The 26,574-nt window shown below is 43.9% G+C and carries 24 protein-coding genes; 13 read left to right on the top strand and 11 right to left on the bottom strand.

Translation table 11 applies throughout. The features are described 5' to 3' along the window. Positions 1-165: 165 nt before the first annotated feature. The 9 genes from KHN78_RS13840 to KHN78_RS13800 form a co-directional block, all read right to left on the bottom strand. The gene (locus KHN78_RS13840) at positions 166-975 is read right to left on the bottom strand and encodes a helix-turn-helix domain-containing protein (RefSeq protein WP_211916475.1); all 810 of its coding nucleotides are present in this window, start codon (positions 973-975) and stop codon (positions 166-168) included. A gap of 370 nt (positions 976-1,345) precedes the next feature. Then, positions 1,346-1,660 (bottom strand): heavy metal-binding domain-containing protein, encoded by a 315-nt coding sequence (locus tag KHN78_RS13835; RefSeq protein ID WP_128810779.1) that lies wholly within the window; start codon positions 1,658-1,660, stop codon positions 1,346-1,348. A gap of 276 nt (positions 1,661-1,936) precedes the next feature. Next, entirely contained in the window at positions 1,937-2,290 is a 354-nt protein-coding gene (rplT, locus tag KHN78_RS13830) for a 50S ribosomal protein L20 (protein ID WP_004727974.1), read from the bottom strand. Positions 2,291-2,330: 40 nt separating this feature from the next. Continuing rightward, positions 2,331-2,525: a 50S ribosomal protein L35 gene (gene rpmI / locus KHN78_RS13825; RefSeq protein WP_128810778.1), complete on the bottom strand. Its 195-nt coding sequence runs from the start codon at positions 2,523-2,525 to the stop codon at positions 2,331-2,333. A 117-nt stretch (positions 2,526-2,642) separates the two neighbouring features. After that, on the bottom strand, positions 2,643-3,194 hold the full coding sequence (gene infC / locus KHN78_RS13820; protein ID WP_211916555.1) for a translation initiation factor IF-3: 552 nt from the start codon (positions 3,192-3,194) through the stop codon (positions 2,643-2,645). A gap of 3 nt (positions 3,195-3,197) precedes the next feature. Then, positions 3,198-5,126 carry a threonine--tRNA ligase gene (thrS, locus tag KHN78_RS13815; RefSeq protein ID WP_099078768.1) on the bottom strand — a complete coding sequence of 643 codons (1,929 nt, stop codon included), beginning with the start codon at positions 5,124-5,126 and terminating at the stop codon, positions 3,198-3,200. A gap of 463 nt (positions 5,127-5,589) precedes the next feature. After that, positions 5,590-6,771 (bottom strand): acyl-CoA dehydrogenase family protein, encoded by a 1,182-nt coding sequence (locus tag KHN78_RS13810; RefSeq protein WP_211916474.1) that lies wholly within the window; start codon positions 6,769-6,771, stop codon positions 5,590-5,592. A gap of 1 nt (position 6,772) precedes the next feature. Continuing rightward, positions 6,773-8,020, bottom strand: coding sequence for an acyl-CoA dehydrogenase family protein (locus tag KHN78_RS13805; protein ID WP_211916473.1), 1,248 nt, complete (start codon positions 8,018-8,020; stop codon positions 6,773-6,775). A gap of 320 nt (positions 8,021-8,340) precedes the next feature. Then, entirely contained in the window at positions 8,341-9,081 is a 741-nt protein-coding gene (locus tag KHN78_RS13800; RefSeq protein ID WP_211916472.1) for a sporulation protein, read from the bottom strand. A 194-nt stretch (positions 9,082-9,275) separates the two neighbouring features. Between KHN78_RS13800 and hutC the strand changes: the two genes are divergently transcribed. The 6 genes from hutC to KHN78_RS13770 all read left to right on the top strand — a co-directional run bounded on the left by hutC (position 9,276) and on the right by KHN78_RS13770 (position 16,743). Continuing rightward, entirely contained in the window at positions 9,276-9,983 is a 708-nt protein-coding gene (hutC, locus tag KHN78_RS13795) for a histidine utilization repressor (RefSeq protein WP_211916471.1), read from the top strand. A gap of 119 nt (positions 9,984-10,102) precedes the next feature. Further along, on the top strand, positions 10,103-11,353 hold the full coding sequence (hutI, locus tag KHN78_RS13790) for an imidazolonepropionase (protein ID WP_211916470.1): 1,251 nt from the start codon (positions 10,103-10,105) through the stop codon (positions 11,351-11,353). A gap of 1 nt (position 11,354) precedes the next feature. After that, positions 11,355-12,365, top strand: a complete 1,011-nt coding sequence (gene hutG / locus KHN78_RS13785) for a formimidoylglutamase (protein ID WP_211916469.1) — start codon at positions 11,355-11,357, stop codon at positions 12,363-12,365. Between the two features lie 57 nt (positions 12,366-12,422). Then, on the top strand, positions 12,423-14,120 hold the full coding sequence (gene hutU, locus KHN78_RS13780; RefSeq protein ID WP_211916468.1) for a urocanate hydratase: 1,698 nt from the start codon (positions 12,423-12,425) through the stop codon (positions 14,118-14,120). A gap of 11 nt (positions 14,121-14,131) precedes the next feature. After that, positions 14,132-15,667 carry a histidine ammonia-lyase gene (gene hutH, locus KHN78_RS13775; protein WP_211916467.1) on the top strand — a complete coding sequence of 512 codons (1,536 nt, stop codon included), beginning with the start codon at positions 14,132-14,134 and terminating at the stop codon, positions 15,665-15,667. A 350-nt stretch (positions 15,668-16,017) separates the two neighbouring features. Further along, the gene (locus KHN78_RS13770; protein WP_211916466.1) at positions 16,018-16,743 is read left to right on the top strand and encodes a DUF3581 domain-containing protein; all 726 of its coding nucleotides are present in this window, start codon (positions 16,018-16,020) and stop codon (positions 16,741-16,743) included. A 75-nt stretch (positions 16,744-16,818) separates the two neighbouring features. Here the strand turns inward: KHN78_RS13770 and KHN78_RS13765 are convergent, their stop codons facing one another. Further along, positions 16,819-17,280, bottom strand: coding sequence for a methyltransferase family protein (locus KHN78_RS13765; RefSeq protein WP_211916465.1), 462 nt, complete (start codon positions 17,278-17,280; stop codon positions 16,819-16,821). Between the two features lie 91 nt (positions 17,281-17,371). After that, positions 17,372-20,407, bottom strand: a complete 3,036-nt coding sequence (locus KHN78_RS13760; protein WP_211916464.1) for an FAD-binding and (Fe-S)-binding domain-containing protein — start codon at positions 20,405-20,407, stop codon at positions 17,372-17,374. Positions 20,408-20,661: 254 nt separating this feature from the next. Between KHN78_RS13760 and KHN78_RS13755 the strand changes: the two genes are divergently transcribed. From KHN78_RS13755 to KHN78_RS13725, 7 genes are all read left to right on the top strand, one after another. Further along, complete coding sequence (locus tag KHN78_RS13755; protein ID WP_211916463.1) at positions 20,662-21,342, top strand: DUF3334 family protein; 681 nt, start codon at positions 20,662-20,664, stop codon at positions 21,340-21,342. 152 nt (positions 21,343-21,494) lie between these two features. Further along, a complete protein-coding gene (locus KHN78_RS13750) occupies positions 21,495-22,196 on the top strand; it encodes a DUF2786 domain-containing protein (RefSeq protein WP_211916462.1) in 702 nt (233 codons plus the stop codon). A gap of 160 nt (positions 22,197-22,356) precedes the next feature. Then, complete coding sequence (locus KHN78_RS13745; protein WP_411912350.1) at positions 22,357-23,016, top strand: OmpA family protein; 660 nt, start codon at positions 22,357-22,359, stop codon at positions 23,014-23,016. A gap of 74 nt (positions 23,017-23,090) precedes the next feature. After that, positions 23,091-24,065 (top strand): J domain-containing protein, encoded by a 975-nt coding sequence (locus KHN78_RS13740; RefSeq protein ID WP_211916460.1) that lies wholly within the window; start codon positions 23,091-23,093, stop codon positions 24,063-24,065. 175 nt (positions 24,066-24,240) lie between these two features. Continuing rightward, positions 24,241-24,426: a hypothetical protein gene (locus KHN78_RS13735; RefSeq protein ID WP_164837171.1), complete on the top strand. Its 186-nt coding sequence runs from the start codon at positions 24,241-24,243 to the stop codon at positions 24,424-24,426. Between the two features lie 382 nt (positions 24,427-24,808). Beyond that, complete coding sequence (locus tag KHN78_RS13730; RefSeq protein ID WP_211916459.1) at positions 24,809-25,201, top strand: SulA-like leucine-rich domain-containing protein; 393 nt, start codon at positions 24,809-24,811, stop codon at positions 25,199-25,201. 206 nt (positions 25,202-25,407) lie between these two features. After that, positions 25,408-26,511, top strand: a complete 1,104-nt coding sequence (locus KHN78_RS13725; RefSeq protein WP_211916458.1) for a phosphoribosylaminoimidazolesuccinocarboxamide synthase — start codon at positions 25,408-25,410, stop codon at positions 26,509-26,511. The last annotated feature ends 63 nt before the right edge of the window (positions 26,512-26,574 follow it).

Here is a 26,574-nt window from a genome sequence, read left to right as displayed (position 1 = left end):
CCGTTATCTTGATGACTGAAAAATATCGCCGGCAGCGAAAAGCGACCAGCATGTTAATCAGCACCGATATAGCCGCCCAAGAACCAAGAACCAAGAACCAAGAACCAAGAACCAAGAACCAAGAACCAAGAACCATAATACCCAGAAACTACACGCGATCATGAGCTAAATTGAGAGACTTGGCTTCTCTCCCGCAGAAGCAATGGCATAGCGTATATCATCAATAAAGTTATCATCCGTTTGAACAATCCCATTTGAAAATGTCACGGGCTGATGTGGGCCTGCTATCAATAGAACATTCGTAAAATCAGACACATTAAAGTTTTCTGCGACTACATTTTTTGAATGAAAATCCAATACAGTTTTTGCCACCAAGTCTTCTAATACAAGCAGCTGTTCTTCCGTAATTTTCATTCTGGATAGTGCGACTCGAACACACTTATCATAGGTCGTTGTCTGATCTTTAATGATCTCTGTATATTTATCGTTGAGTTTTGAGTTTTCAGCATAGCGATAATAAAGCGGCCCGTGTAATGTTATGTGGTTACTTTCATCGACATAGACTAAGTCGAGTAGCTCAAGGGCGCCAAGATAACTCGCCATACTCTGCTTCGAAAGGCCGTACTTTTTCATCAAGATGGTATAACCATCCTTACCACGCAGCATGCGTAACTCACGATAAAAATCATAAAGATGGGGAAACTGAAAAAACACTTCGTCTTGTGTATGGCTGAAATAGTCCTGATCTTCCGCTTGAAGTTGATTTGCCAACTTCTGTAATTCATCCAACGTACAATCGATGGCACGGCAATACTCAAGCAGCTTATCAAGCGCGAGATTGGTGCTTGTTAAATGTCGCTTAAAGGTGGACAACGGCATGCCCATTTTTTCTGATAGTTCTCGGTATGTTAATCTTTTCGTCTTGATTGCTTGCCGTAAAGCCGCTAACAAATATTCCGGTGTTAGCTCTCTCATTACACCCCTCCAGCTGTTACATCTTTATTATATTTGTAACAACTTAGAGCGATATAGCAAGCAATAAGTTCAGGTTTTTATATATAAACTATGAATTTATATATCACTTTCCAATTTGAAAGTTGTTTTTTCTTGTGAGTATAAGTGGAGACTCTATTCATAGAACACTCCCCCCACAAAATAACCTCAAATAAAATAACGAAAATTCAGAACAAGACCCCAACAGAACTCAAATAGAAAAATATAAAACCAAGCAATATAGTAGCGACAAAAACAATACGTACACTAAATTCCATAAAAGTGTGCGTATTAATGCACAAGATTATTCTGTCCTATCTAGAACGACAAAAAAGCACTTCCTGAATACGGATTAACCAAGTTTCACTGCCGTACCAAAGGCCAATATCTCAGATGAGCCATCAACTATCGAACTGGTAGTAAAACGAATACCTACAATTGCATCCGCCCCTTTACTCGACGCTTCCTCTACCATACGCTGAATGGCGATATTACGCGCTTCTGTCATCATCTCGGTATAGCCACGAATTTCACCACCAACAATGCTTTTGAGACCAGCCATGAAATCACGCCCAATATGCTTAGATTGAACGACATTTCCAGTGACCACTCCTTTGATTTCAATAATGTCACGGCCAGGAATAGTATCGGTCGTTGTATAGATCATATATAACCTCTGAAAGATAACTCAATGATTCACTTACGTTACCATGCGTATTCGCAATGTAAACCTACAGAATGTTACCAATTGCAGAGCTGCATCAGACGAGATGAATAAATTTGGAAGAACTCAGATGAGATGTGACGTGATTGAGGTTTATGTCTATATGGGTATGATAAATCGCTCAGAGTCAGAAGCAATAAAATGCTTACTGCAAATAGTAAATTGGAAAAATAAAAAAGGAGAGCTAATGCTCTCCTTTTCTTAAACCTAAACTGCTAATTAAAGAGCAGCTTTCGCTTTTTCAACTAGTACAGCAAATGCTGCTTTGTCGAATACTGCGATGTCGGCTAGGATCTTACGGTCGATCTCGATAGATGCTTTCTTAAGACCGTTGATGAAACGGCTGTAAGATAGACCATTTTGACGAGATGCTGCGTTGATACGTGCAATCCAAAGTTGACGGAATTGACGTTTCTTAGCGCGACGGTCACGGTAAGCGTATTGACCAGCTTTAGTAACTGCTTGGAAAGCTACGCGGTAAACACGTGAACGTGCACCGTAGTAACCTTTAGCTTGTTTTAGAACTTTCTTATGACGTGCACGAGCTTGTACACCACGTTTTACGCGAGGCATTATGCTTCTCCTAAACTAAACGATTGATAACTAAAAAGAATTAAGCGTATGGCAACATACGAAGAACTGCAGCCACTTCACACTTAGGAAGGATTGCATTTGGACGTAGTTGACGCTTGTTCTTAGTAGTACGCTTAGTCAGGATGTGACGTTTTGTAGCGTGCTTGTACTTAATACCACCAGCAGTTTTCTTGAAACGCTTAGCAGCACCTTTGTTGGTTTTCATCTTAGGCATGATGAATAACTCCGCATTGTAGTAGTTTAATAAACAATGTAATTAGGGCGAACAAAACCCAACCGCTTACCCTCGAAAGGGAAACGGCTAGGTCTTAATTACTTTATGAGCCGTTAATTACTTCTTTTTAGGGGCAAGTACCATGATCATCTGACGACCTTCAATACGACTTGGGAAAGATTCTACTACAGCAAACTCTACAGTATCTTCTTTCAAGCGATGAAGAACATCAACACCGATGTCTTGGTGTGCCATTTCTCGGCCACGGAAGCGAATAGTTACTTTCACTTTGTTGCCTTCTTCAAGGAAACGCGTCAGGTTGCGTAGTTTTACCTGATAGTCTCCAATATCAGTTCCAGGACGGAATTTAATTTCCTTAATCTGAACCTGTTTTTGCTTCTTCTTCTGCTCTTTCGCAGCTTTGCTCTTCTCGAAGAGGAACTTACCGTAGTCCATCACACGACAGACAGGTGGCTCGGCGTTAGGGCTGATCTCAACAAGATCCATACCAGCTTCGTCGGCTGCTGCTAGTGCTTCTTGGATTGAAACAATACCAACTGATTCACCGTCAGCGCCTGTTAGTCGAACTTCACGAACGCCACGAATTTCACCGTTCAAACGGTGCGGGTTTTGTTTTACCGGCTGTTGGCCGCGTCTTCCGCCTTTAATAGCTTATTCCTCCAGATTGAGCTTACGGCTTGAAATCTCGTCTTGGATGTAAGAAATGAAATCATCCACTTTAAATTTACCGAGATCTTTACCTTTACGAGTACGTACTGCGATCTCGCCAGCTTCCATTTCTTGGTCACCGACTACAAGCATATACGGTACACGCTTCAAAGTGTGTTCGCGGATTTTAAAGCCAATCTTCTCATTTCTCAAGTCCGCTTTAGCTCTAATTCCACTTTTTTGTAATTTTTGTACTACTTCCTGAACATAATCTGACTGTTTGTCAGTGATGTTCATAAGAATTGCTTGTTCTGGCGCCAACCAAGTTGGGAAGAAACCAGCATATTCTTCGATAAGAATACCAATGAAACGCTCTAGTGAACCTAGAATTGCACGGTGAATCATTACCGGAACAAGACGCTCATTGTTTTCACCTACATAAGTTGCACCTAAGCGGCCTGGTAGGTTGAAGTCTAACTGAACAGTACCACATTGCCATGCACGATCTAAACAGTCGTATAGCGTGAACTCGATCTTAGGACCGTAGAACGCACCCTCACCCTCTTGAATCTCGTATGGAATTTCCATGGATTCTAGAGACTGTTTCAGTGCTTCTTCTGATTGATCCCAGATTTCATCAGAGCCAACACGTTTTTCTGGACGTGTAGACAATTTCACGACGATATTGTCGAAACCGAACGTTTGGTACGTATCGTACACCATCTTGATACAATTTGTTACTTCTTCTTGAATTTGGCTCTCAGTACAGAAAATGTGAGCGTCATCCTGAGTAAAGCCACGTACACGCATAATGCCGTGTAGTGCACCAGATGGTTCGTTACGGTGACATGAGCCAAACTCAGCCATACGTAGCGGTAAGTCACGGTACGATTTTAGACCTTGGTTAAAGATCTGAACGTGACCAGGACAGTTCATTGGTTTAATCGCGTATTCACGGTTTTCAGAAGAAGTCGTGAACATCGCATCTGCGTATTTGTCCCAGTGACCAGAGCGTTCCCAAAGAACACGGTCCATCATCAATGGGCCTTTTACTTCTTGGTAGTCGTACTCATTAAGTTTGTCACGTACAAACACTTCTAGATCGCGGAAGATAGACCAACCATTGTGATGCCAGAACACCATACCCGGTGCTTCTTGCTGCATGTGGAATAGGTCTAGTTGCTTACCGATCTTACGGTGGTCACGCTTCGCCGCTTCTTCTAGGCGAGTTAGGTGCGCTTTTAGCGCTTTCTTATCGTGGAAAGCAGTACCGTAGATACGCTGAAGCATCTTGTTGTCGCTGTTACCACGCCAGTAAGCACCTGCAACATTCAATAGCGTGAAGTGTTGACAGAAACCCATGTTTGGAACGTGAGGGCCACGACACATGTCGATGTATTCTTCATGGTGGTAAAGGCCTGGACGATCATCACGAGATACGTTTTCGTCTAGGATTTCCACTTTGTATGGTTCACCACGTGATTCAAATGTATCACGTGCTTCCTGCCAGCTTACCTTTTTCTTAACAACTTCGTACTTAGTTTTCGCAAGCTCTTGCATACGCTTTTCGATCTTTTCTAAATCTTCTTGCGTTAGAGACTCGTCTAGGTCGATGTCGTAGTAGAAGCCGTTGTCGATGGTTGGACCGATCGCCATTTTAGCTTGAGGGTAAAGTTGCTTTAAAGCGTGACCAAGAAGGTGAGCACAAGAGTGACGAACAATTTCTAGACCGTCTACTTCGTCTTTAACTGTGATGATTTCTAGGCTTGCATCTTCTTCAATTAGATCACACGCATCAACGCGGTTACCGTTTACACGACCAGCGATCGTTGCTTTCGCAAGACCAGGACCGATCGATTGCGCAACTTCCATTGTAGATACTGGGTTGTCAAATTGACGCTGACTGCCGTCAGGAAGAGTAATAATAGGCATGCTATGTCCTTTACAGTGGTGTTGCATACCAAGCAACACATGATTTTAGTTTTTTTGCATTTGTAGCAATGATTTATGCGATGTGTTCTCGAAAACTCACCGCTGCAGGTACAAAACTTAGTACAAATACCGATGTACACGTTTTTTTTGTACGAACGAGCATTCTAAAGAAAAGACGCAAAATCACAACCGCTTTCTCTGCATCGACTAGCACTTTAGTAATAATCAGCTTTTGAAAAAGCAATATTCCGCAAGATTTATCGGCAACTGGACAAAGAACGTCGTGACTCCTTGATTTATAGCTACATCCCAAACGCCTTATTCAAAGAAAATTACCAACAGGATTAGTTATATCAGGAAAAGGTTGGGCAATAGATCAAGAACAAATATTCCTATACTTAACACTGTCATTTGGTGAAAGGGTAGGCGTCGTCTTAAATAAAGTTGATTAATTAACCTAAGTCTACCATTTCAGATCTTTAGGCATTCCCAGCCCACGCTCTGCAATGATATTTCGTTGTATCTCATTTGTACCGCCATAAATGGTGTCAGAACGAGTAAATAGAAATAGTGACTGTAAACGCGTTAAGTCGTACGACTTACCTGCCAATATTTCCGATTCCGGGCCCATCACATCCATGGCAAGTTTGCCTAAATCACGATGCCAGTTCGCCCAGAAGAGCTTATACACTAATGCCTCTTTTTGTAACTGGCCAGACTGTTTAGACGACAACATTCGTAATGAGTTATAACGCATGATGGTAAGTTCACTGTGTGCTTTCGCGATTCGCTGACGAATATCGCAGTTATCGGCCATGCCATTCTTTTTGGCTAATTCAATCACTTCGTTGAGTTCGTTTTGAAACAACATTTGCTGACCAAGGGTTGATACTCCACGCTCAAGCCCCAGCAGTGCCATGGCAATGCGCCAACCATCACCTGGCTCACCTATAATATCGGCGGCCACCGCGTCATCAAAAAAAACTTCATTGAATTCACAAGTTCCTGTCAATTGTTTGATCGGACGAACTTGAACGTTCGCTTGTGCCATATCAACGAGAAAAAAACCTAATCCTTTGTGACCGCTCGAACCAGGCTCACAGCGCGCAATAACAAAACACCAATCAGCATCCATCGCCAATGATGTCCATACTTTTTGACCACTGATCACCCACAGATTGATAGCCTCGTCATAACGGGCTTTTGTTTTCACCCCGGCTAAATCGGACCCCGCATCAGGCTCCGAATACCCTTGGCACCACAGTTCTTTGCCGGAGACAATACCCGGTAGGTAGCGTTCTTTTTGCTCCTTTGTACCAAACATCGAGATAGTTGGCCCGGCAAGGCCCTCACCGATATGCCCAACTCGACCAGGTCCACCAGCGCGTGCATATTCTTCATGGAAGATGACCTGTTGTTCTATCGTTACACCACGACCACCATCTTCTAATGGCCAACCGATGCAGGTCCAGCCACCTTCTGCTAATTGCTGCTCCCACACTTTACGTTCTTCAGTAAACATATGTTCATCACCAGGACCTCCTCGAAAGCGTAACGGCTCAAACTCACCGACAAGATGGTTAGTTAACCAATTAGCAACTTCATGGCGAAACAGCTCATCTTCAGTACTAAATGTCAGTTTCATATTAAGCTCCTGATGATTGTTTTTTTGACTTTGTTACAAGCGGCAATAAATGCTCCGCAATCAACTCATGATGGTAAGCAGAATTTCCTAACATAACGCTACTGGCCTGAGCGCGTTTAAAATACAAATGAACATCAAATTCCCATGTAAATCCAACCCCGCCATGTAGCTGAATCGCCGTTGCAGCATTAAAAAAATAAGCGTCTGAACAATAGCTTTTAGCGATACTGGCCGCTTGGCATAACTCATTGAGTCGTTCTGAAAGCGGTTGACGACCATTCAAGGTGATCTCAGTCCTCGTTGGCCGAGCCAAGGGTGTTGCATCCGCCGTGCAGGCCGCGTAATAGACGGAAGAACGGCCAGCCTCTGCTTTTAACATCATATCCGCCGCTTGATGCTTCACGGCCTGAAAGCTTGCAATCGGACGGTTAAATTGAGTTCGTTGCTGGGTATATTGAACTGTCTGTTCTAATACGGCTTGAGCTCCGCCCAATTGTTCCGCTGCTAATCCAATCTGCCCAACAGCAATGACTGTATGTAACGCTTCACCACAATGCCCCTCATTTGGCATCACACATGATGCATCGAGAATGACATTATCTAATTCTATTTGGGCTTGTTTTTGTGTTTGGTCCATTGTTGGCAGTAAATTGCGGGATATCCCGGGAGTGTCGGCTTTTGTGACAAATAAACTGATCCCTTCTTTGCCTCGCGTACCTTTTTTCCTTGCAGCCAAAATGAGCCATTGAGCGTTATGGCCAAAAGAAACATAACGGTAAGTCCCATTAAGCCGATATTGCTGTCCTTGCTTTTGATAGGTCACATCTACAGCATCACAACCCCAACCGGTCTTAGTTCCTGCATGGATACCGGTATAGGCGAGAGTCGCTACCTCCCCTCGAAGTAAATGCTCAAAATAGTACTGTTTCTGATATTCACTTCCCGCAACCAATAAGGCACTAGTTGCCATACACGCACTGGCATGAAATGGTAAACAAGCGAGTTTCGCACCTATTTGTTCAAGCACGATGCACAACTCGACGTAACCAAGCCCCAACCCACCATTTTCCTCCGGAATGAGAATGCCGTGGAAAAACATCTCATTACAGATTTTCTGCCATACTTTTACGTCATAACCTTGCTCTGTCACCATGATCTCACGCGCAGCTTCTACCGGAGATACTTCACTGAAGAAGTCGGATGCACTTTGTTCAATCATGATTTGTTCATCTGTATAACTAAAGTTCATGGGGCCTCTTAATCCTGTCTCTCAGCCTATATATTGAAGAGAAGTTAAACAGGCCAACAACCCGCAAATGGACTAGAGCTTGATTGTCGGAACTTAGCTATCGCTTTGCGTAACCGAAGAGGATTGATAGATGGAAAACAGACTGGGGAACTAAGGAACTAAGGAACTAAGGAAAAATAATGCAGCAGAAAAAGTGCCAAAACACGATTAAGCCATGAATTTCAGCTTATTTGAACGTTGGCACTCACTTATTAATCTCGTCTATTCATCGTATTAATCTTCGTACTGAACTGTCGAACGAACGAGAAACAAAAATCGTGTTAACCAATAACATGTGCTAGAGCAGAAGATACTTGGCTGTCAGATGCATCCAACGGTAATGTAAATGAACGATATTGGTCACCAGACATACTGAACGAACGATCAATTTCCACCAAACAATGCACAACAGCACCATCAAGAATAAATGACAATTCGATCTCTTTTGTCGAGATAAAGCCATTGTTACGGAATTCTAGCTCTTGATAAATGCCAGAACGAGAGGAAAAACCATTGCCACGCAAGAAGCCTTTCTCCACGTCTGCTTTGACCATCGTAAAACCCGCTTGCTCAATCGATCTTATGACCCGAGAAACAACTGACAACGGTTTTACTTCGACATAATCACGATCGCGAGGATCAATCGCAAAGCCGATGTCTAGCGTTGTTTCAACCCATACATGACATTGATTCTTTAATGCACTAACGGCAGTGATTGGCGTTTCATCATGCAGTTTTAATTCAAATGGAACCTGCTTTTCTTCGTTTGGCTGGATAACAAACGGCTCGACCGCTTTCAACTGATCAATGGTGAATGTTTGATAGCTCACACTGTCATCCGCTTCTACTTTCATTTCTGTATTCAGCTTAAGTGTAATGGCATCGATCTGCTGTTCGACATCACCGCCTTTAATTTGAACGTACCCTCGCAAGGTCGAACCTTGGAAAATGCTCATTTCATCTAAAATTGTATCGACCTTTGCAGAGCCAATGCCAAGCGATGCTTTAAGTTTTTTAAACATGTTATTCCTTTTGTGACTGTCTTCTTTATTTTAATTAGATGGATACCTGTTTACACAACAGACGCCACTCCTGCAAGTAATAGACGGTAAGAATGCGGACTAATTCCTTTTAACAACTCACAAAATAGTACGTGTCATTTGCAATTTGTACATAGATTACGCACTATTTGTATAGTCAATTAAAGGAAATCATTATGTCTACACCACTCTACATACAAATTAAGCAATTTATCCTAGATAAGATGAATTCTGGTGAGTGGATGGTTGGACACCGCATCGCAACGGAATTTGAGTTAACTGAGCAGTTTGGTGTCAGTCGAATGACCGTCAATAAGGCGATCCGAGATTTGGTAAATGAAGGGAAACTTCAACGCCGTCCTCGCCTTGGCACGTTTGTTTGCGATCCCGCAGAAAAATCAGAATCTCCTCTGCTCGATATTCGTAATATTGCGGATGAAATTAGTAATCGTGGCCACACACATCACAGTGAAGTACTCAAGCAAATTGCACTTAAAGCGGATGATAGCATTGCGATCAAACTTGGCGTCATGCTCGGAAAAACAATATTTTACAGTGAAATCATCCATTACGAAGATAATGTTCCAATCCAATTGGAGCTGCGTTGGGTAAACAGTCAATATGCTCCAAGTTATTTGACTCAAGACTTTACCAGTATGACACCCAATCAATACCTTTCTAACAATTGCCCACTCAGTGCCATTGAACATACGGTAGAGGCCATCATTCCTGATGGACGTGTTAAGCAAGATCTAAAAATGCAGGCTAACGAACCATGTTTGCTGCTCAATCGCCGTACTTGGAGCCAAGATAAACTGGTGAGTACAGCGTTACTTTACCATCCTGGCAACAAATACAAATTAAGCTCTAAGATCCTATTGTAAACTAGGTGTTACTTCTTCACTTTGATCACATTTCAGCAACATAAGTCTTGTCAGCGACGCTTTTTTCTCCTATTTATTTGTATATACATTTAATCAATTACGTTTTGGGATGAACAGACATGAATTTGCTGATTGAAAATGCTCGACTGGTCACGATGCAAGAGGGAGAAATGGGTTACTTACCCTCTCCGCCAGCTCGCGTTGGCATTCAATCGGGCAAAATCATCGCCGTTAGTACGGCTGAAAGAGGTAAAGATACCGCGCAAAGCGAATCTGTTCTCAACCCAAGCCAATACGACCAAACGATAGACCTCAACGGCAAGCTATTGATGCCGGGTTTCATTGATTGTCACACGCATCTCGTTTATGCCGGAAACCGTTCAAACGAGTTCGAAATGCGACTCAATGGGGTGCCATACGAAGAGATTGCTCAGCAAGGCGGTGGTATTCTCTCTACCGTTCATGCCACCCGTAAAGCGACGCAAGAGGAACTTATTGAATTCGCTCTCCCTCGTCTTGATGGTCTGCTCGCCGGCGGAGTAACGTCAGTTGAAGTAAAATCAGGCTACGGACTGACACTTCATGATGAAATCAAAATGCTACGTGCCGCTAAAGCGCTAGAAAAAGAGCGCAAAGTAAAAATCACCACAACGCTACTTGCTGCTCACGCGATTCCACCAGAGTACAAAGATCGGGCGGATGATTACATCACACACATTTGTGACGATATCATCCCTCTCGTAGCACAAGAAAATTTGGCCACCAGCGTTGACGTATTTTGCGAGTCCATCGGATTCAACCTCGTGCAAACTGAGCGGGTATTTCAATCCGCTAAACAGCATGGTTTGAATGTAAAAGGACATACTGAGCAACTCTCTAATTTAGGCGGAACAGCATTAACTGCGCAGTATCACGGCTTATCCGCCGATCACATTGAATATCTTGATGAAACAGGCGTGCTTGCACTAAAGAACTCATCAACGGTTGCAACACTGCTTCCAGGCGCATTTTACTACCTCCGAGAAACCCAATTACCACCGATAGAATCGCTAAGAAAGCACAATATTCCAATAGCAATTGCCACTGACACCAACCCAGGAACCTCACCATTTGCCGATTTAACACTAATGATGAATATGGCATGTACGCTTTTCCGTTTAACCCCACAAGAAGCGTTGCGCGGCGTCACTGAAAATGCGGCGAAAGCATTAGGTTATGGTAAGTCGCGCGGTGTTATTGAGGTTGGCTTTGATGCGGACTTTTCTATCTGGGATATCGAACACCCTGCAGATCTTAGCTACCAAGTCGGGGCAAAACGGTTGGTAGGTCGTATAGTAAATGGGGAGTATGTTTCTCACGGAGGACGATAAGATGGCCCAATCCGACCTAAATAATGCGCCTTTTCATTGGCAAGGCCGCCACGATGCCGAAGATGGCGAACTAGGAAAACGTGTCCATCACGTTATAAAAAACACCTCAGTTGAAGAGTTAGAGAAGCTTAATAAGGGCGTTTCGATTCTTGGCTTTGCCACCGATGCAGGTGTAGCAAGAAACAAAGGCCGTATCGGCTCGAAGAAGTCCCCAGATCTACTCCGTCGAGCGTTAGCAAATTTAGCATGGCACCAAAAGACACCACTCTATGATCTTGGCACCGTTATTTGCGAAGATGACTTGCTAGAAAGCAGTCAGGCCCAATGTGCGCAAACTATCGCCCAAGCTCTCCCCCATAGCCCTGTCGTTGTGCTTGGTGGCGGGCACGAAATTGCTTGGGCATCCTTTTCTGGGCTGGCCGAGTACTTCAAAACTCATCACCCAGACAAGCAGCCGAAGATTGGCATTATTAATTTTGATGCTCACTTTGACTTACGCGCTTTTGAAAGCTCGCTTACTGATGTAAAGCCAAGCTCAGGAACCCCGTTCAATCAAATCCATCATTTTTGCCAACGCAATGATTGGAAGTTCCATTATGCCTGTATTGGTGTGAGTCGCAGCAGCAATACCAAGGCACTTTTTCAAAAAGCGGATGAACTGAATGTTTGGTATGTAGAAGACAAGCAACTGTGCTACATGAACCACAGCTACCACTTAACCCAATTACAGCATTTTATTGATGACTGCGATTACCTCTATTTGACGATCGATTTGGATGTCTTTCCTGCAGCTACCGCTCCGGGAGTCAGTGCGCCTGCGGCACGAGGTGTCAGCTACGACATCATTTCACCGTTCCTCGACCGAATCCTACATTACAAAAACAAGCTAATGCTGGCAGACATTGCTGAGTACAACCCGACTTATGACGTCGACAGCCAGACGGCTCGATTGGCCGCCCGCTTATGCTGGGATATTGCCAATGCGATGGCTGAAAAAGAGCATAAGTCCTAAAAACAACAAAGACCAAGCATGAACTTGGTTTACACGTGAAACTAAAGGAGTCTTAAAATGACACAGCGCCAGGGACAAGATCCACGACTTGATACAAGCAGAACAATTCGTGCTCCACGCGGTAATGAACTGCGCGCCAAATCTTGGCTTACTGAAGCCCCTCTTCGCATGTTAATGAACAACCTTGACCCAGATGTTGCTGAGCACCCACACTCTTTAGTGGTTTACGGTGGTATTGGTCGTGCGGCCCGCAATTGGGAATGCTTCGATAAAATTGTTGAAGTATTAGAGAGGCTCGACGACGACCAAACTCTTTTAGTGCAATCTGGCAAGCCGGTGGGTGTTTTTCCTACCCACAAAAATGCACCTCGTGTTCTCATCGCGAACTCAAACCTAGTACCACATTGGGCAAACTGGGAGCACTTCAATGAGCTCGATAAACAAGGTTTGATGATGTATGGTCAAATGACCGCAGGTAGCTGGATTTACATTGGATCACAAGGCATCGTTCAAGGTACTTACGAGACCTTTGTATCGGTGGCGAAAAAACACTTCGATGGTGATGCAAAAGGTCGCTGGATTCTCACTGGCGGCTTGGGCGGTATGGGTGGTGCGCAAACATTGGCTGGCACCATGGCAGGTTTTTCAATGATTGCGGTCGAGTGTGACGAATCACGCATCGATTACCGCCTACGTACTGGCTATGTCGACAAAAAAGCCACATCGTTGGATGAAGCGCTGGCGATCATCAACGAGTCCGAAACCCCAATCTCTGTTGGTCTGCTAGGTAATGCGGCTGATATTTTCTCAGAATTGGTTGATCGTAACATCACCCCAGACGTCGTTACCGATCAAACCTCCGCACACGATCCACTTAATGGCTACTTACCTCAAGGTTGGAGCATGTCTCACGCCGTAGAAATGCGTTTGCAAGACGAAGCTGCCGTCGTAAAAGCGGCCAAAAAGTCCATGGCAGTGCAAGTGCAAGCGATGCTGGACCTACAAAGCCGTGGCGCAGCGACACTCGATTACGGCAACAACATTCGCCAAATGGCATTGGAAGAAGGCGTTGAAAACGCGTTTGATTTCCCAGGATTCGTACCTGCTTACATTCGACCTCTATTCTGCGAAGGTATTGGGCCATTCCGATGGGCTGCCCTATCTGGCGATCCAGAAGACATCTACAAAACCGATCAAAAAGTGAAAGAGCTCATTCCTGACAATCCGCATCTGCATAACTGGTTAGACATGGCACGTGAACGCATTCAGTTCCAAGGCCTACCAGCACGTATTTGTTGGGTTGGCTTGAAAGATCGCGAACGTCTCGGCCAAGCATTCAATGAGATGGTCAAAAATGGTGAATTAAAAGCGCCTGTGGTCATTGGTCGTGATCATCTTGATTCTGGATCGGTTGCCAGTCCAAACCGAGAAACCGAGGGGATGATGGATGGATCCGATGCGGTTTCAGATTGGCCACTACTCAACGCCCTCTTAAACACCGCAGGTGGTGCAACTTGGGTGTCACTGCATCATGGTGGTGGCGTTGGCATGGGTTTCTCTCAACACTCTGGCATGGTGATTTGCTGTGACGGTAGCGAAGATGCGTCCGAGCGTATCGCTCGCGTACTCCACAATGACCCAGCTACGGGCGTAATGCGCCACGCAGATGCAGGCTATGACATCGCAAAACAATGCGCCGCGGAACAAAAGTTGGATTTACCAATGCTCAACGAAGAACTGAAAAAGCTGAAGTAAGGATGAAAGACATGCTCAATTTAACGCTAAAGCCAGGCCATATTAGCTTAAACGAACTGCGTCAGGTGAGCCGATCACCTGTCAACCTTACGCTCGATCCAGAAGCTATTCCAGCAATTGATGAAAGCACACAAGTCGTCGACCGCGTGATTGCTGAAGATCGTACCGTATACGGCATTAACACCGGTTTTGGTTTGTTAGCCAATACGCGCATCGCACCAGAAGATCTAGAAACGTTGCAACGCAGCATCGTTCTCTCTCATGCTGCTGGTATTGGCAAATTAATGTCAGACGAAACTGTTCGTTTGATGATGGTGCTAAAAATTAACAGCCTCGCCCGTGGCTTCTCTGGCTTGCGTTTGAAAGTCATCAATATGTTGATTGATTTGGTCAATGCACAAGTTTACCCATGCGTACCCAAAAAAGGTTCCGTTGGCGCGTCTGGTGACTTAGCTCCCCTTGCTCACATGAGCACTGTACTGCTAGGTGAAGGGGAAGCTCGCCACAATGGGAAAATCATCTCCGGTTTAGAAGCACTGCAAATCGCAGGTCTTGAGCCAATCACACTTGCCCCAAAAGAAGGGCTTGCACTTCTTAACGGTACGCAAGCTTCAACAGCTTTTGCGCTTGAGGGCTTGTTCATCGCAGAAGACCTTTTCTCATCGGCGACGGTGTGTGGCGCAATGTCGGTAGAAGCGGCACTGGGTAGCCGTCGACCATTCGATCCACGTATCCACCGCGTACGTGGTCACCGAAGCCAAATGGACGCCGCTCATGCATACCGTCATCTGCTTGAAGCAACCAGTGAAATTGGTGAATCTCACACTGATTGTGAAAAAGTACAAGACCCATACTCACTGCGTTGTCAGCCTCAAGTGATGGGCGCGTGTTTGCAGCAAATCCGTAATGCTGCAGACATATTACAAGTAGAAGCAAACTCCGTCTCAGACAACCCTCTTGTGTTCGCAGAAGATAACGACATTATCTCAGGTGGTAACTTCCATGCAGAGCCCGTCGCAATGGCAGCGGATAATCTCGCCCTTGCGATTGCCGAAATTGGTAGCTTATCAGAACGCCGCATGGCGCTACTTATTGATAGTGCTCTATCTAAGCTTCCTCCTTTCCTTGTCGACAACGGCGGCGTGAACTCTGGATTTATGATTGCTCAAGTTACCGCTGCAGCATTGGCGAGCGAAAATAAAACGCTAGCACATCCTGCATCTGTGGATAGCTTGCCAACATCCGCGAACCAAGAAGACCATGTATCAATGGCTACGTTCGCAGGTCGTCGTTTGAAAGAGATGGGAGAAAACACGCGTGGTATTTTAGCGGTTGAGTACCTATCCGCAGCTCAAGGTCTCGATTTCCGAGCACCGAATAAGTCATCAGAGCGCATTGAAATCGCGAAGCAAATGCTACGTGAAAAGGTCTCTTTCTACGATAAAGACCGATTCTTTGCCCCCGATATTGAACAAGCTAACGCGTTACTCAAATTAGCACTGCACAATGCGCTGATGCCAGAAAGCTTATTGCCTAGCGTGCACTAACTCGTCCAAGCCTCTAAGACAAAAGGATCCACGAAATACAAAAGGTTTGGTGAAATATAAAGGCTCCTCGCTGGAGCCTTTACTGTCTCTTACGTATCGAACTACCCAATGAAAAGGGAACCCCCATCTTTTTTCTACACTGACTCTCATAACTTACTTACTGTGATGGGTATAACTTGTTGATTGATTAATATATTGAACAATACGAGGTAAGAGCGTCCTTTTGGACACTTTATTCCTTTGCATTATCGTTTCATTGTTAAGATACAGTGAAGGTTTCACTGGATGGACCATTGCTACACAGATATTCGCATATAATCTCTGACAGTTTCGGTTACTACGTAAAAATTATGTTTCTAACACCTTATTTTTCAAACACTAATCATCAATTTCAGTTCACTCGCGAGCAGGCAAGTCACTTTGCTAAGCGTGTTGCTGGTGATTACAACCCTATTCATGACGAAGACAATAAACGCTTTTGTGTACCAGGCGACCTACTTTTTGCGGTTCTACTGAGCAAAGAGGGAATAAGCCAAAAGATGCGTTTTAACTTCTCTGGAATGGTGAACGATGGTGTTGCACTTCACATTGAAAATAAATGTGAGAAAGAAAGTGCAGTCATCGACGAAGCAGGCAAAGAATACTTACGCATGTCTCGTGAAGGTGAAACTAACCATGACCCAGCATTTATTGAACATGTAGTGACAAACTACGTTCAATTCTCAGGGATGAACTTCCCTCACATCATGGTTCCTCTGATGGAAGAGAAACAAATGATGATCAACTGCCAGCGCCCTCTTGTTATCTACGAAAGCATGGAAGTAGAGTTCTGCCGTCTAGACCTCACTCATCCAGAAGTGGATTTCACGGGTGCGACTTTCGATGTTGAAGGCAAACGTGGTGTCGTAACACTCAACTTTGCCTTTAAACAAGACGGCGAAATTGTGGGTAAAGGCATCAAACGAATGGTCGCAAGTGGCCTTAAACCTTATGACCAAGACGCAGTTGACGACCTTGTACAGCGTTTTCATAAACGTAAGGATGCATTCCTAGCAAAGTTCGCTAAAGCGGCTTAACGCTGCAAAAATTAAAAAAATAGCCCAGCATCTCTGCTGGGCTATTTTTTATTGCTTTTACTCTTATAAGTCTCGTTAAATCCATCGACGTACCTGATTCTTGTAATCGACGTAATCCTCTCCAAACAACCTTTCTAGTGCGCGTTCTTCAGGCTTAATTTGAAACCGGTTCATGTAGGCGACAAACAATACGCTAAACAAAATCACACTCAAGTGTTGCCACCATAAGCCTAAAGCAATGATGACGAGTAATAATGCAACGTACATTGGATTACGTGTATAAGAAAAAATGCCCGAATCAACCACTGTCGACGCAGACTCTGGCTTAACAGGGTTTACCGTTGTTTTTGCTTTGCGAAACTCCATAACACCCGCGACACCAACAAAAATGGCAATCGATGCTAACCCGATAGATACAAAACCCACAAATGGTACGGTAATTTTTAGCCCCGGCATCATCTCTTTTAAGCCGTACATCAGTAATACCACCAGCAAGAACAAAGCAACAGGTGGGACTTTAAGCTCAAGTTTCTTCAATTCTCATGTCCTTATGAAATCAACGCATTCATCGTCGTATAACAAGCTGTTAGTGACAAAAAGCCCAGTTAGACTGGGCTTTCAAGACGTATTATAGCAAGGTTAGCAATGCTTGGATCGGGTGCTTTGGTTTTACATTCTCAAAGCGCTTCACTTGGCTTCGGCATGAATAACCTGTAATCAAGCAGCGTTCAGCATCGAGTTTATCCAAGTTTGGCTTCCAACTGAGATCATAGATATCACGAGACATAGACAGTTTATCCACTTCATGCCCGAAGGTCCCCGCCATACCGCAGCATCCAACCGGAACCGTATTCAGCGTTGCACCAAAATGAGCAAAGATTGCGCCCCACTCTTTTTCAGCGTTCGGCAGCTTTGTTTTTTCGGTACAGTGCGCAAATAAATACCAGGGCGTTGCTTCACCAGACTCAATAGCGGTGAACTCACTCAATCTTGGGTATAACCACTCATGTGCGGTCAATACGTCAAACTTTCCGCGCTTACTTCCTAGGATTTCCTCATACTCATCTCGATAACAAAGCACCAATGCAGGATCAACGCCAACCATGGGGATATCTAAATCCGCCACCATTTCCAAAAATTTTGCCGTATCTTGCGCCGTACTCTTAAACTGGCGTAGGAACCCTTTAATATGTTGTGCTTTACCATTAGGTTTAAACGGTAGAAGAACAGGATTCATACCCAGCTTTTTAACGAGCTTAATAAAGTCTTCCACAACATCAGCATCGTAGTAACTGGTAAATGGGTCTTGAACAATCAACACATGGTTTTGTTTGTCTTCGCTTGATAAGCCACTTAGTGCTTGCAAGTCATAGGCTGTCGTTAAACTGTCTACGCGCTGTTTTAGCGTCGGTACAGACAATAAAGGAGCATCCACGTAACCCACTGTCGAGGCCGTTAAGCTCTGTACCCAAGATTGCTTTAATACACCATTCACAACACTTGGTACTTTCGCCATCAATGGCAACATCGACTCAATGTTTGATACCAAGTAATCTTTCGCTGGGCGTTGATAGCGTGAGTGATATATATTAAGGAAACGAGAACGAAAGCTCGGCACATCGACTTTAATCGGGCACTGACTTGCACACGCCTTACACGCTAAACAGCCATTCATCGCCTCATAAACTTCATGTGAAAAATCGTATTCATGGCGACGATTGATCGAATGACGAACACGATCAATCATCGTTTTAATAGAGGTTTTGTTTTCCAGCGTTTGTTGCTCTAAGTCGAGGATATCAATGCCTTGCTCCGTGAGCTGGCGTAGCCATTCGCGTACTAAACCCGCACGCCCTTTTGGTGAGTGACGACGGTCTGCCGTTACTTTCATCGATGGGCACATTGGCGAACTGGTATCGTAGTTGAAACACAAACCGTTACCGTTACATTCCATCGCTTGTTTAAAGCTATCACGAACTTGAACGTCTATCTGTCGGTCATAATAACCGCGCTTGGTGTCGGTTATCTTTACTAGCTCCGCATCGCTATTGAGTGGTGTACAAATCTTACCTGGGTTCATTTTGTTGTGTGGGTCGAAAGCGGCTTTTACGCGCCTTAACTCGGTAAACAAAGCTTCGCCAAAGAACTCTGGGCCGTATTCTGAACGAAATCCTTTTCCGTGCTCACCCCACATTAAGCCACCGTACTTCGCAACAAGCTTAACCACCTCATCCGAAATTTCGTGCATTAACGCCTCTTGATGAGGATCACAAAGATCCAATGCAGGGCGAACATGAAGTACGCCAGCATCCACGTGACCAAACATGCCATAGTTAAGGGACTTTGCATCTAATAACTCACGAAACTCAACAATAAAATCCGCCAAGTTTTCTGGTGGTACGCAAGTATCTTCAGCAAATGCGACGGGTTTCGCGCGACCTTTTGCCGCGCCAAGTAGACCCACCGCTTTTTTACGCATGTTATAGATACGCCCGATGCTTGCTACATCACTGCACACTTGATAGCCAATGATGCCAGCTTCTTCCGTTTCTAACATGTCGTCTAGCTTGGCCGTCAGATAGGCGACTTGAGACGCCACTTCTTCCTCATCCTGACCCGCGTATTCCACCATGTTAATACCAAGCATCTCTTTGTCTGGAACATCGGTGATTAAGTCGCTGACGGTATGCCAAACAATGTCTTGCTTAGCGAGATTAAGAACTTTTGAATCCACCGTTTCAACCGATAACGCATTCGCCTGAACCATAAATGGTGCATTACGCAGCGCTGAATCAAAACTATTGTATTTTACGTTAACCAAGGTACGGGCTTTAGGAATACGCGTTAGGTTCAATTTGGCTTCAGTAATGAATGCCAATGACCCCTCAGCCCCACACAGCACTCGGGTAATATCGAAACGGTCTTGCTCTTCATCATAAGCGTTCTTTAAGTCATAACCAGTTAAAAAACGATTTAGAGGGGGGAATTTATCATTGATTTGCTGACGCTTTTCTCGGCAAACCGACTCTGTGACCCGAATGGCGGTATCTGCAAATTCACCCTCGTTTGGTAATCCGTGAGAAAGATCTGACTCTAAAATTGAACCATCAGCAAACACCGCTTGAAGCGAAAGTACGTGATCGGACGTTTTTCCGTATTTCAATGAGCCTTGACCTGAAGCGTCCGTGTTGATCATGCCACCAATGGTAGCGCGGTTACTGGTCGATAAGTCTGGAGAGAAAAAATAACCATAAGGACGAATGGCATCATTCAGTTGGTCTTTCACGACCCCGGTCTGAACACGCACCCATCCCTCTTGTTCGTTCACTTCTAGAACTCTGTTCATGTGACGAGACAGATCAACCACAATACCTTTAGTGAGCGATTGGCCATTTGTGCCAGTACCACCACCTCTAGGAGAAAACGTAATGCGTTCGTATTCTTCCTTATTGCTGAGTTTACCGATGAGAGAGACATCTTGTGTGGTTCGAGGATGAACCACAGCTTGAGGTAATTGCTGATAGACACTGTTATCAGTGGCAACCGCAAGACGACTGGAATATTGGCTCTCGATATCGCCAGTAAACCCGGCGTGTTCAAGTTCTTTAAGAAAACGAAGAACAAGAGGATCAACATCCGTTTGCGAGTGTAATCTTGGTAACATTTGCTTCCTGCCCCTACTGCGCTGATCCGATCAGCTGCGGGTTATCTAATTCTTAATCATTCACATTGCATCCTGTTCAAAGAGCAAGTAAACAACGTGAATGGAGTCATATTCTTTGAATTCCCTCACTTTACAACATTTAAAAAAGCGTTCAAATCAGAATCTCAATAGAAGATATGAACTTATGCTTTATTTCTTTAGGTCGAATGCCTTACATTTAGGGATAAATCGCCTTTTTATAATGAGCTCTAATAATGAAAAAAAATAAAGTCGTCACAACCGAAGATATCCTCCTAAAATTATGCAAATCCGTCTCAAGTGTTCTTACTTCGGCGACGTCTTCTCAAATTAACTACTCGGCAATGGTGCAAAAGATCAATAAAACGAGCTTAAAGCCTGACTTTGGTTGCTTTGTCTTGTTTGATGGCGGTTTTACCGGGCTTGTTGTTATTAACTTCACAGCAAAAGCGGCACTTGAGATCTATACCAACTACATGCGCAACATGGGCATGCCTGAAGAAGAGCTTGCGATCTCACATACTTCTGATGAAGTTGGCGATGTCCTTGGTGAACTGATGAATCAATTGGTTGGTAACTTCACGAATAAGATACGCAAAGAACTGCAAACCAATATCACACAAAACCAACCAAAAATGCTTGCGCTTAATAAACAAGTCATATTGCAAGTGGATACCAACCTAGATCGCCCTCAGGCACGTCGCGTGACATTCTCAACAGAAAACAACAACATTTTCTATCTAGAACTGGCTATGGATAAAACGGAATTCATCCAACTTGAAGAGTTTGACGTGGTCGAAGATGAAAACCCAGATGACATTTTAGAAGCAACACGCAAAAGCATGGAAAAAAGCACAGCGAGTACAGTAAGCACTAAAAACGAAGCTGATGATCTACTTGACCAACTCGGTCTGTAACTTTTTTAAAGAACATAACCCTCCTCAAGCCCCTTTCCATAAGGGGTTTGTTTTTTCTTTTCCTATTCCCCTCACGCCCCTTGTTTCGTTTTTGAGCCAAAAAAGGTAATATATCCGACTTCTTAAATTTTGGTACTCATGACTGGTCGTCGATGGATAAACAAAAAGCTCTGAAAAAAATTGCCAAGTGTTTAGAACTGGGCAACTCCGCCAATGTGAATGAAGCTGCTAACGCTATAAAAATGGCGCACAACCTCATGCTAAAATATGGCCTAGACAAAGATGATATTGAGTTTATCAAAATGGGTAAGACTCAATCCTCACATCTGCTGCCAGCCAATATCAGCTCTACACTATTGCGCGTGATTCGAGGCATTAACACTAAATTTGGTGTTGAAGCCGTACTATTGAATCACAAAGGGCTTAAACGTGTTGAATTTATCGGTGAGGCAGACCGCGCAATTTTCGCTGCTTTCGCTTTTGATATCATCTATCGCGAACTAAATGAAAGTACTGGCCAATTTCGAAACAGTTTTGCAGGCTCTGGCACCTCTTCGCTCGAAGTCACTCGCCGCGTTAACTCTTATGTTTCAGGTTGGGTCGAGGGTGCGCTAGAAAAGCTACCGGTGATCTCACCTGATGAAGAGTCAGCAAACAAAATCAATAATTACATAGATAAAGAGTTCAAGAATATTGATCGTGAAACGTTCAAAAAACAACTCAAAGAAGCGATGAAAAATCTGACCGAAGATTACGAAGTTGGCTTAAAAAAAGGTCGCAAGGTGTCGGTAAACCGTGGGGTTGGCGGCGCACAAGCGAGAAAAATGTTAGGTGATACTACAAATCGATCATAATTTTGGTTACAACTTCGCCAACAAGATGAAAAAGCTTACAACACGCTTATCAATCTGACGTTCGCATAACAAATATCAATAACACCTACTCCATAATTCGAATCACTTTGTGAGGCGCATTTGCGCCTCAATTTTATACGGAGATTTTCCCTTGAAAAAGATGTCTATCGCACTTGCGTTAGTGCTTGCTCTTACTGGCTGTCAAGCCACTCAACGTCAAAATGCCACAACGGGCGAGTACGAAACGAATTCAACGACGCAAGGCGCTCTGATCGGTGCTATCGCTGGTGCAGCAATTGGTCTTGCGACGGGTGACAATGCAAAAGAACGACGTAAACACGCGCTAATTGGTGCCGCTGCTGGTGGTGCAACTGGTGCTGGTGTCGGTTACTACTTCGATCAACAAGAAGCAGAACTTCGTCGTGCATTGCTTAACTCTGGTGTACAGGTTGAGCGCATTGGTGAAAACCAGCTGCTACTTCGTATGGAAAACGGCATTGGCTTCTCTTCAAGCTCTTACCAACTAGACGCAGGTATCCACAATACACTACGTGGTGTGGCTCGTATCCTCGTTGAGTACCCAGACACAAGCCTAGTAATTGATGGCTACACGGACAGCACTGGTAGCGATTCATACAACCAAACACTCTCTGAGCGCCGCGCAGAGTCTGTACGTCAATTCTTAGTGTCACAAAACGTTGCACCAGGTCGCGCGATTGCTCGTGGCTACGGTGAGCGTAACCCACTGTGTTCAAACCAAACATCAGAAGGTCGTGCTTGCAACCGTCGTGTTGAAATCCAGATCTTGCCACTGAAGTAATTTGGTAGCACCATATCGGTAATAGATCATATTATCGGAGCAGGTCTAGCGACTTTCGCTAGACCTGACACACAATGTCGTTCAAAACCACTGCTTGTAGCCTTATTTTTAGCGTTTGCGTATCGTACAGCGCATTTGCAACTCAAACACCGACTCAACCTAAAGCGCAATTTGAACTGGCACAGTCGCTCGCCTTAACGAATGAATCCGCCTCTCGCCCTGATGTTCGATATTGGCTAGAGCAATCTGCCCATCAAGGCTTTATACCCGCACAAAAACAATTGGCAGAAGATTACGCTCGCGGGCTTACTGGGCGTGTGGATTTTACCCAAGCGGTTTACTGGTTTACATCTGTTGCGCTCAATGACCCACAAGATAGTGGATTTCTCTTAGCTAATTTTGTCGAGCATCATCAGACCGATGTGTCCAATGCAGATCTCATCGAAGCATGGTATCAACTCTCAGCACTTAAAAACCCTAAAGCCGAGCAGGCTTACAATCAATTCTTGGAGCAACGCTTCAATCAACTTCGCGCCAAGCAACTCTCAGAAATCGTAACGCTCGATAAAGAAGCCACAGACGAAGAAATTCGTGAAAAAGTTGAACATCGACCGAAGCAGAACACCGACACTCATTACGAATGGTACACCTTAACAGGGTTCATCTTTGTTATATTACTTGGATTTGGTGCATATCGTAGACACACCATAAAAACGAAAGCGGAGACCGTAAACGATGTGTCGGAATCTCAACGCCTACAAACACAAGTAAATGAGCTTCAATTTACAAACAAACAGCTCAAAGGTCAGCTAGAAAAAGTCTTCAAAGAATTTAAAAAAATTAAAAGCCAGTCAGAGAGTCATACCTTGGCCATTGCTTGTGCAACATTTGGCTATACACCTCACTCAATTCCTGACAGTAAAGCACTGAAACTGCGCTACAGACAATTGTCAAAACTCTATCACCCTGATTCGAGAGGCTCTGAGGAAGAAATGAAACGTTTAAATCACGCTTTCAACGTAATTTCACAAAATGTTACAAAACAGTAAACAATCACTCAATAGCTTCTATTTTGGCATCTTATTTCCTGAAATCAAAGGCTCGCAATCGATCTCGCTCTCAAACGAATTAACAGACATTTAACTTCAATATGATTTCTATGTCATAATAGTCGCGAAAAATAACACCTAGCGACTCAAATTCATGTAGGTGGGGAGAAAATCAATGTTCACAGAAGAAGGCACCTGCGACTGGTGCAAAAAACCTAGTTTTGTTGCTCGTCATGATTACCTCGATGGTAAATTTAATCGTTCTTGCGAATCTTGCTACGACATTGCAAAAATCGATGTACGCCTTTTCAACCAAGGCGAAATGAAAATGCGCGAACGCATGGCACAGCAATTAGGCTAAACAAAAAATCAACGGAACTGATTTTCAAAGGCGTCTTTTTTTAAGACGCTTTTTTGATACCACTTATACCCAAAGGGCTTATTTAGCTCGATTTAGCTATCCAGCACTTAGCCTTTTAGTACTGTATGAACAGTACTGAACACCTGTATATACAGTCATTATCATTGATGACTTTTACCTCTTATATGCCGCTCACTTCACATTTCCCTGTTCTATCCCACATAGCACAAAATTCAAAAATAACCTTTAATTTCATTAGCTTAATGTAAGTTAATGTAACTTTCCGTATCCATATACGCTCTTACACTCATAAAAATGTGTTGATCACTTTCCAAAAACAAACTACTGTATAGGAATACAGCATGTATAAAGGAACAGTAAGATGCAGTTACAAAGTCAATCTCATACATACTCACGCTACAACGTATTGGCGCAAACAACGCAACCTATGGATGTGTCTGACCAACTTCTTTCTAAGTTGGCCGTGTTGTCTCAACAAAAACAATGGATCTTGTTTACGTCTGAGTGCCCTCGCCCTGATTTTGAACAACTTGCTGGTTCTAATATTCACTGTCAAAACATCATTCAAATGAAACCATCTCAACAACTTTCTGAAGTTGAAATCGTCATCAAGGCGATTCGTTCTGGCAATGCAAGTGCCGTTGTTGCATCAAGTAAGATTGCACCAATGAATCAGTCAATGCTTCGTAGTATTGCTCAACGTTATCAGTGTGAAGTCTTTTTCGTCGAAGGCAGTGTGAATAAGTACCACTAATAAGATCGACGTTATCCATCCTGCATCTCGCCTCCTTGTTTTGGGAGGCTTTTTTATGTTTCAAGAAAATTAAGCAAACGTTTGCTTTTTATCTGGCGAGTTAAAATAGTTCTGGTATGATGCCCACATTCGATTTATTTAGCGTTAATTTTCTGCTGAATATATCCTCTATTATGACGTTTGAATAATATGATAGGAATGTCGCAATGAGCCTTGCCAATCAAGTACTTGCCGTCAATGACGACCTGCCAATTCGCACAAAAAAACCAGTACACAGTGGAAAAGTTCGCTCTGTTTATTGGCTAACAGAAGAAGACAGTGCACGACTGATCAAAGAAAAAGGATACGATGTCGCACCTAATGCGCCATTAGCCATTATGGTAATTAGTGATCGCATCTCTGCATTCGATTGTATCTGGCATGGTGAGGGCGGCCTAAAAGGCGTTCCGGGTAAAGGCGCCGCACTAAACGCAATTTCGAATCACTGGTTTAAACTGTTTAAAGATAACGGTCTAGCTGATAGCCATATTCTAGATATACCTCACCCCTTTGTATGGATTGTTCAAAAAGCGAAGCCAGTTAAAATAGAAGCGATCTGCCGTAAGTACATTACTGGTTCGATGTGGCGTGCTTATGCGAATGGTGAACGCGAATTCTGCGGTATTCAACTCCCTGAAGGCCTAGAGAAAGACAAAGCCCTACCAGAACTGCTGATGACACCATCAACTAAAGGCATTTTGAAAGGTATTCCAGGCGTTCCTGAAGCGGATGACGTGAATATTACTCGCCAAAATATTGTCGACAACTTTGAAGCATTTAACTTCTCAAGTGCAGAAGACATCGCGCAATACGAAAAGCTATTAAAAGACGGTTTCAGTGTTATTAGCGATGCGCTTGAAGCCATTGACCAAACGTTTGTTGATACTAAGTTTGAGTTTGGCTATGTACATGACGCCGTTGGTAACGAAAAGCTAATTTACATGGATGAAGTGGGCACACCGGATTCTTCACGTATTTGGGATACAAAAGAATACTTAGCGGGCAACATTGTTGAAAACTCAAAAGAAGGGTTCCGCCAATTCTTACTTAACCACTTCCCAGATCCGGACATTCTACTCAATAAAGAGCGTATGCCCGAGCGTGAAGCATTAGCCCGCGATAATGATCTGCCTGTCGAATCGTTAATGGATATTTCTCGCACTTACATTGGTATTGCTGAAAAGATCACAGGAAAACCAATCGCACTTAGTGATAACCCAAAAGCTGAGATCATTGAAATTCTTAGCAAAGAATACGGGCTGATTGATTAGCTACCCGGTTAAAAATCAACCGGAATCCAAACAAAAAAAGCGACCGGTTGTGCGGTCGCTTTA

Source organism: Vibrio sp. B1REV9 (assembly GCF_905175395.2).
Lineage (GTDB): Bacteria > Pseudomonadota > Gammaproteobacteria > Enterobacterales > Vibrionaceae > Vibrio > Vibrio alfacsensis.
The sequence above is the reverse complement of the archived record's forward strand: the minus strand, read 5'-3'. Positions and strand labels throughout refer to the sequence as shown.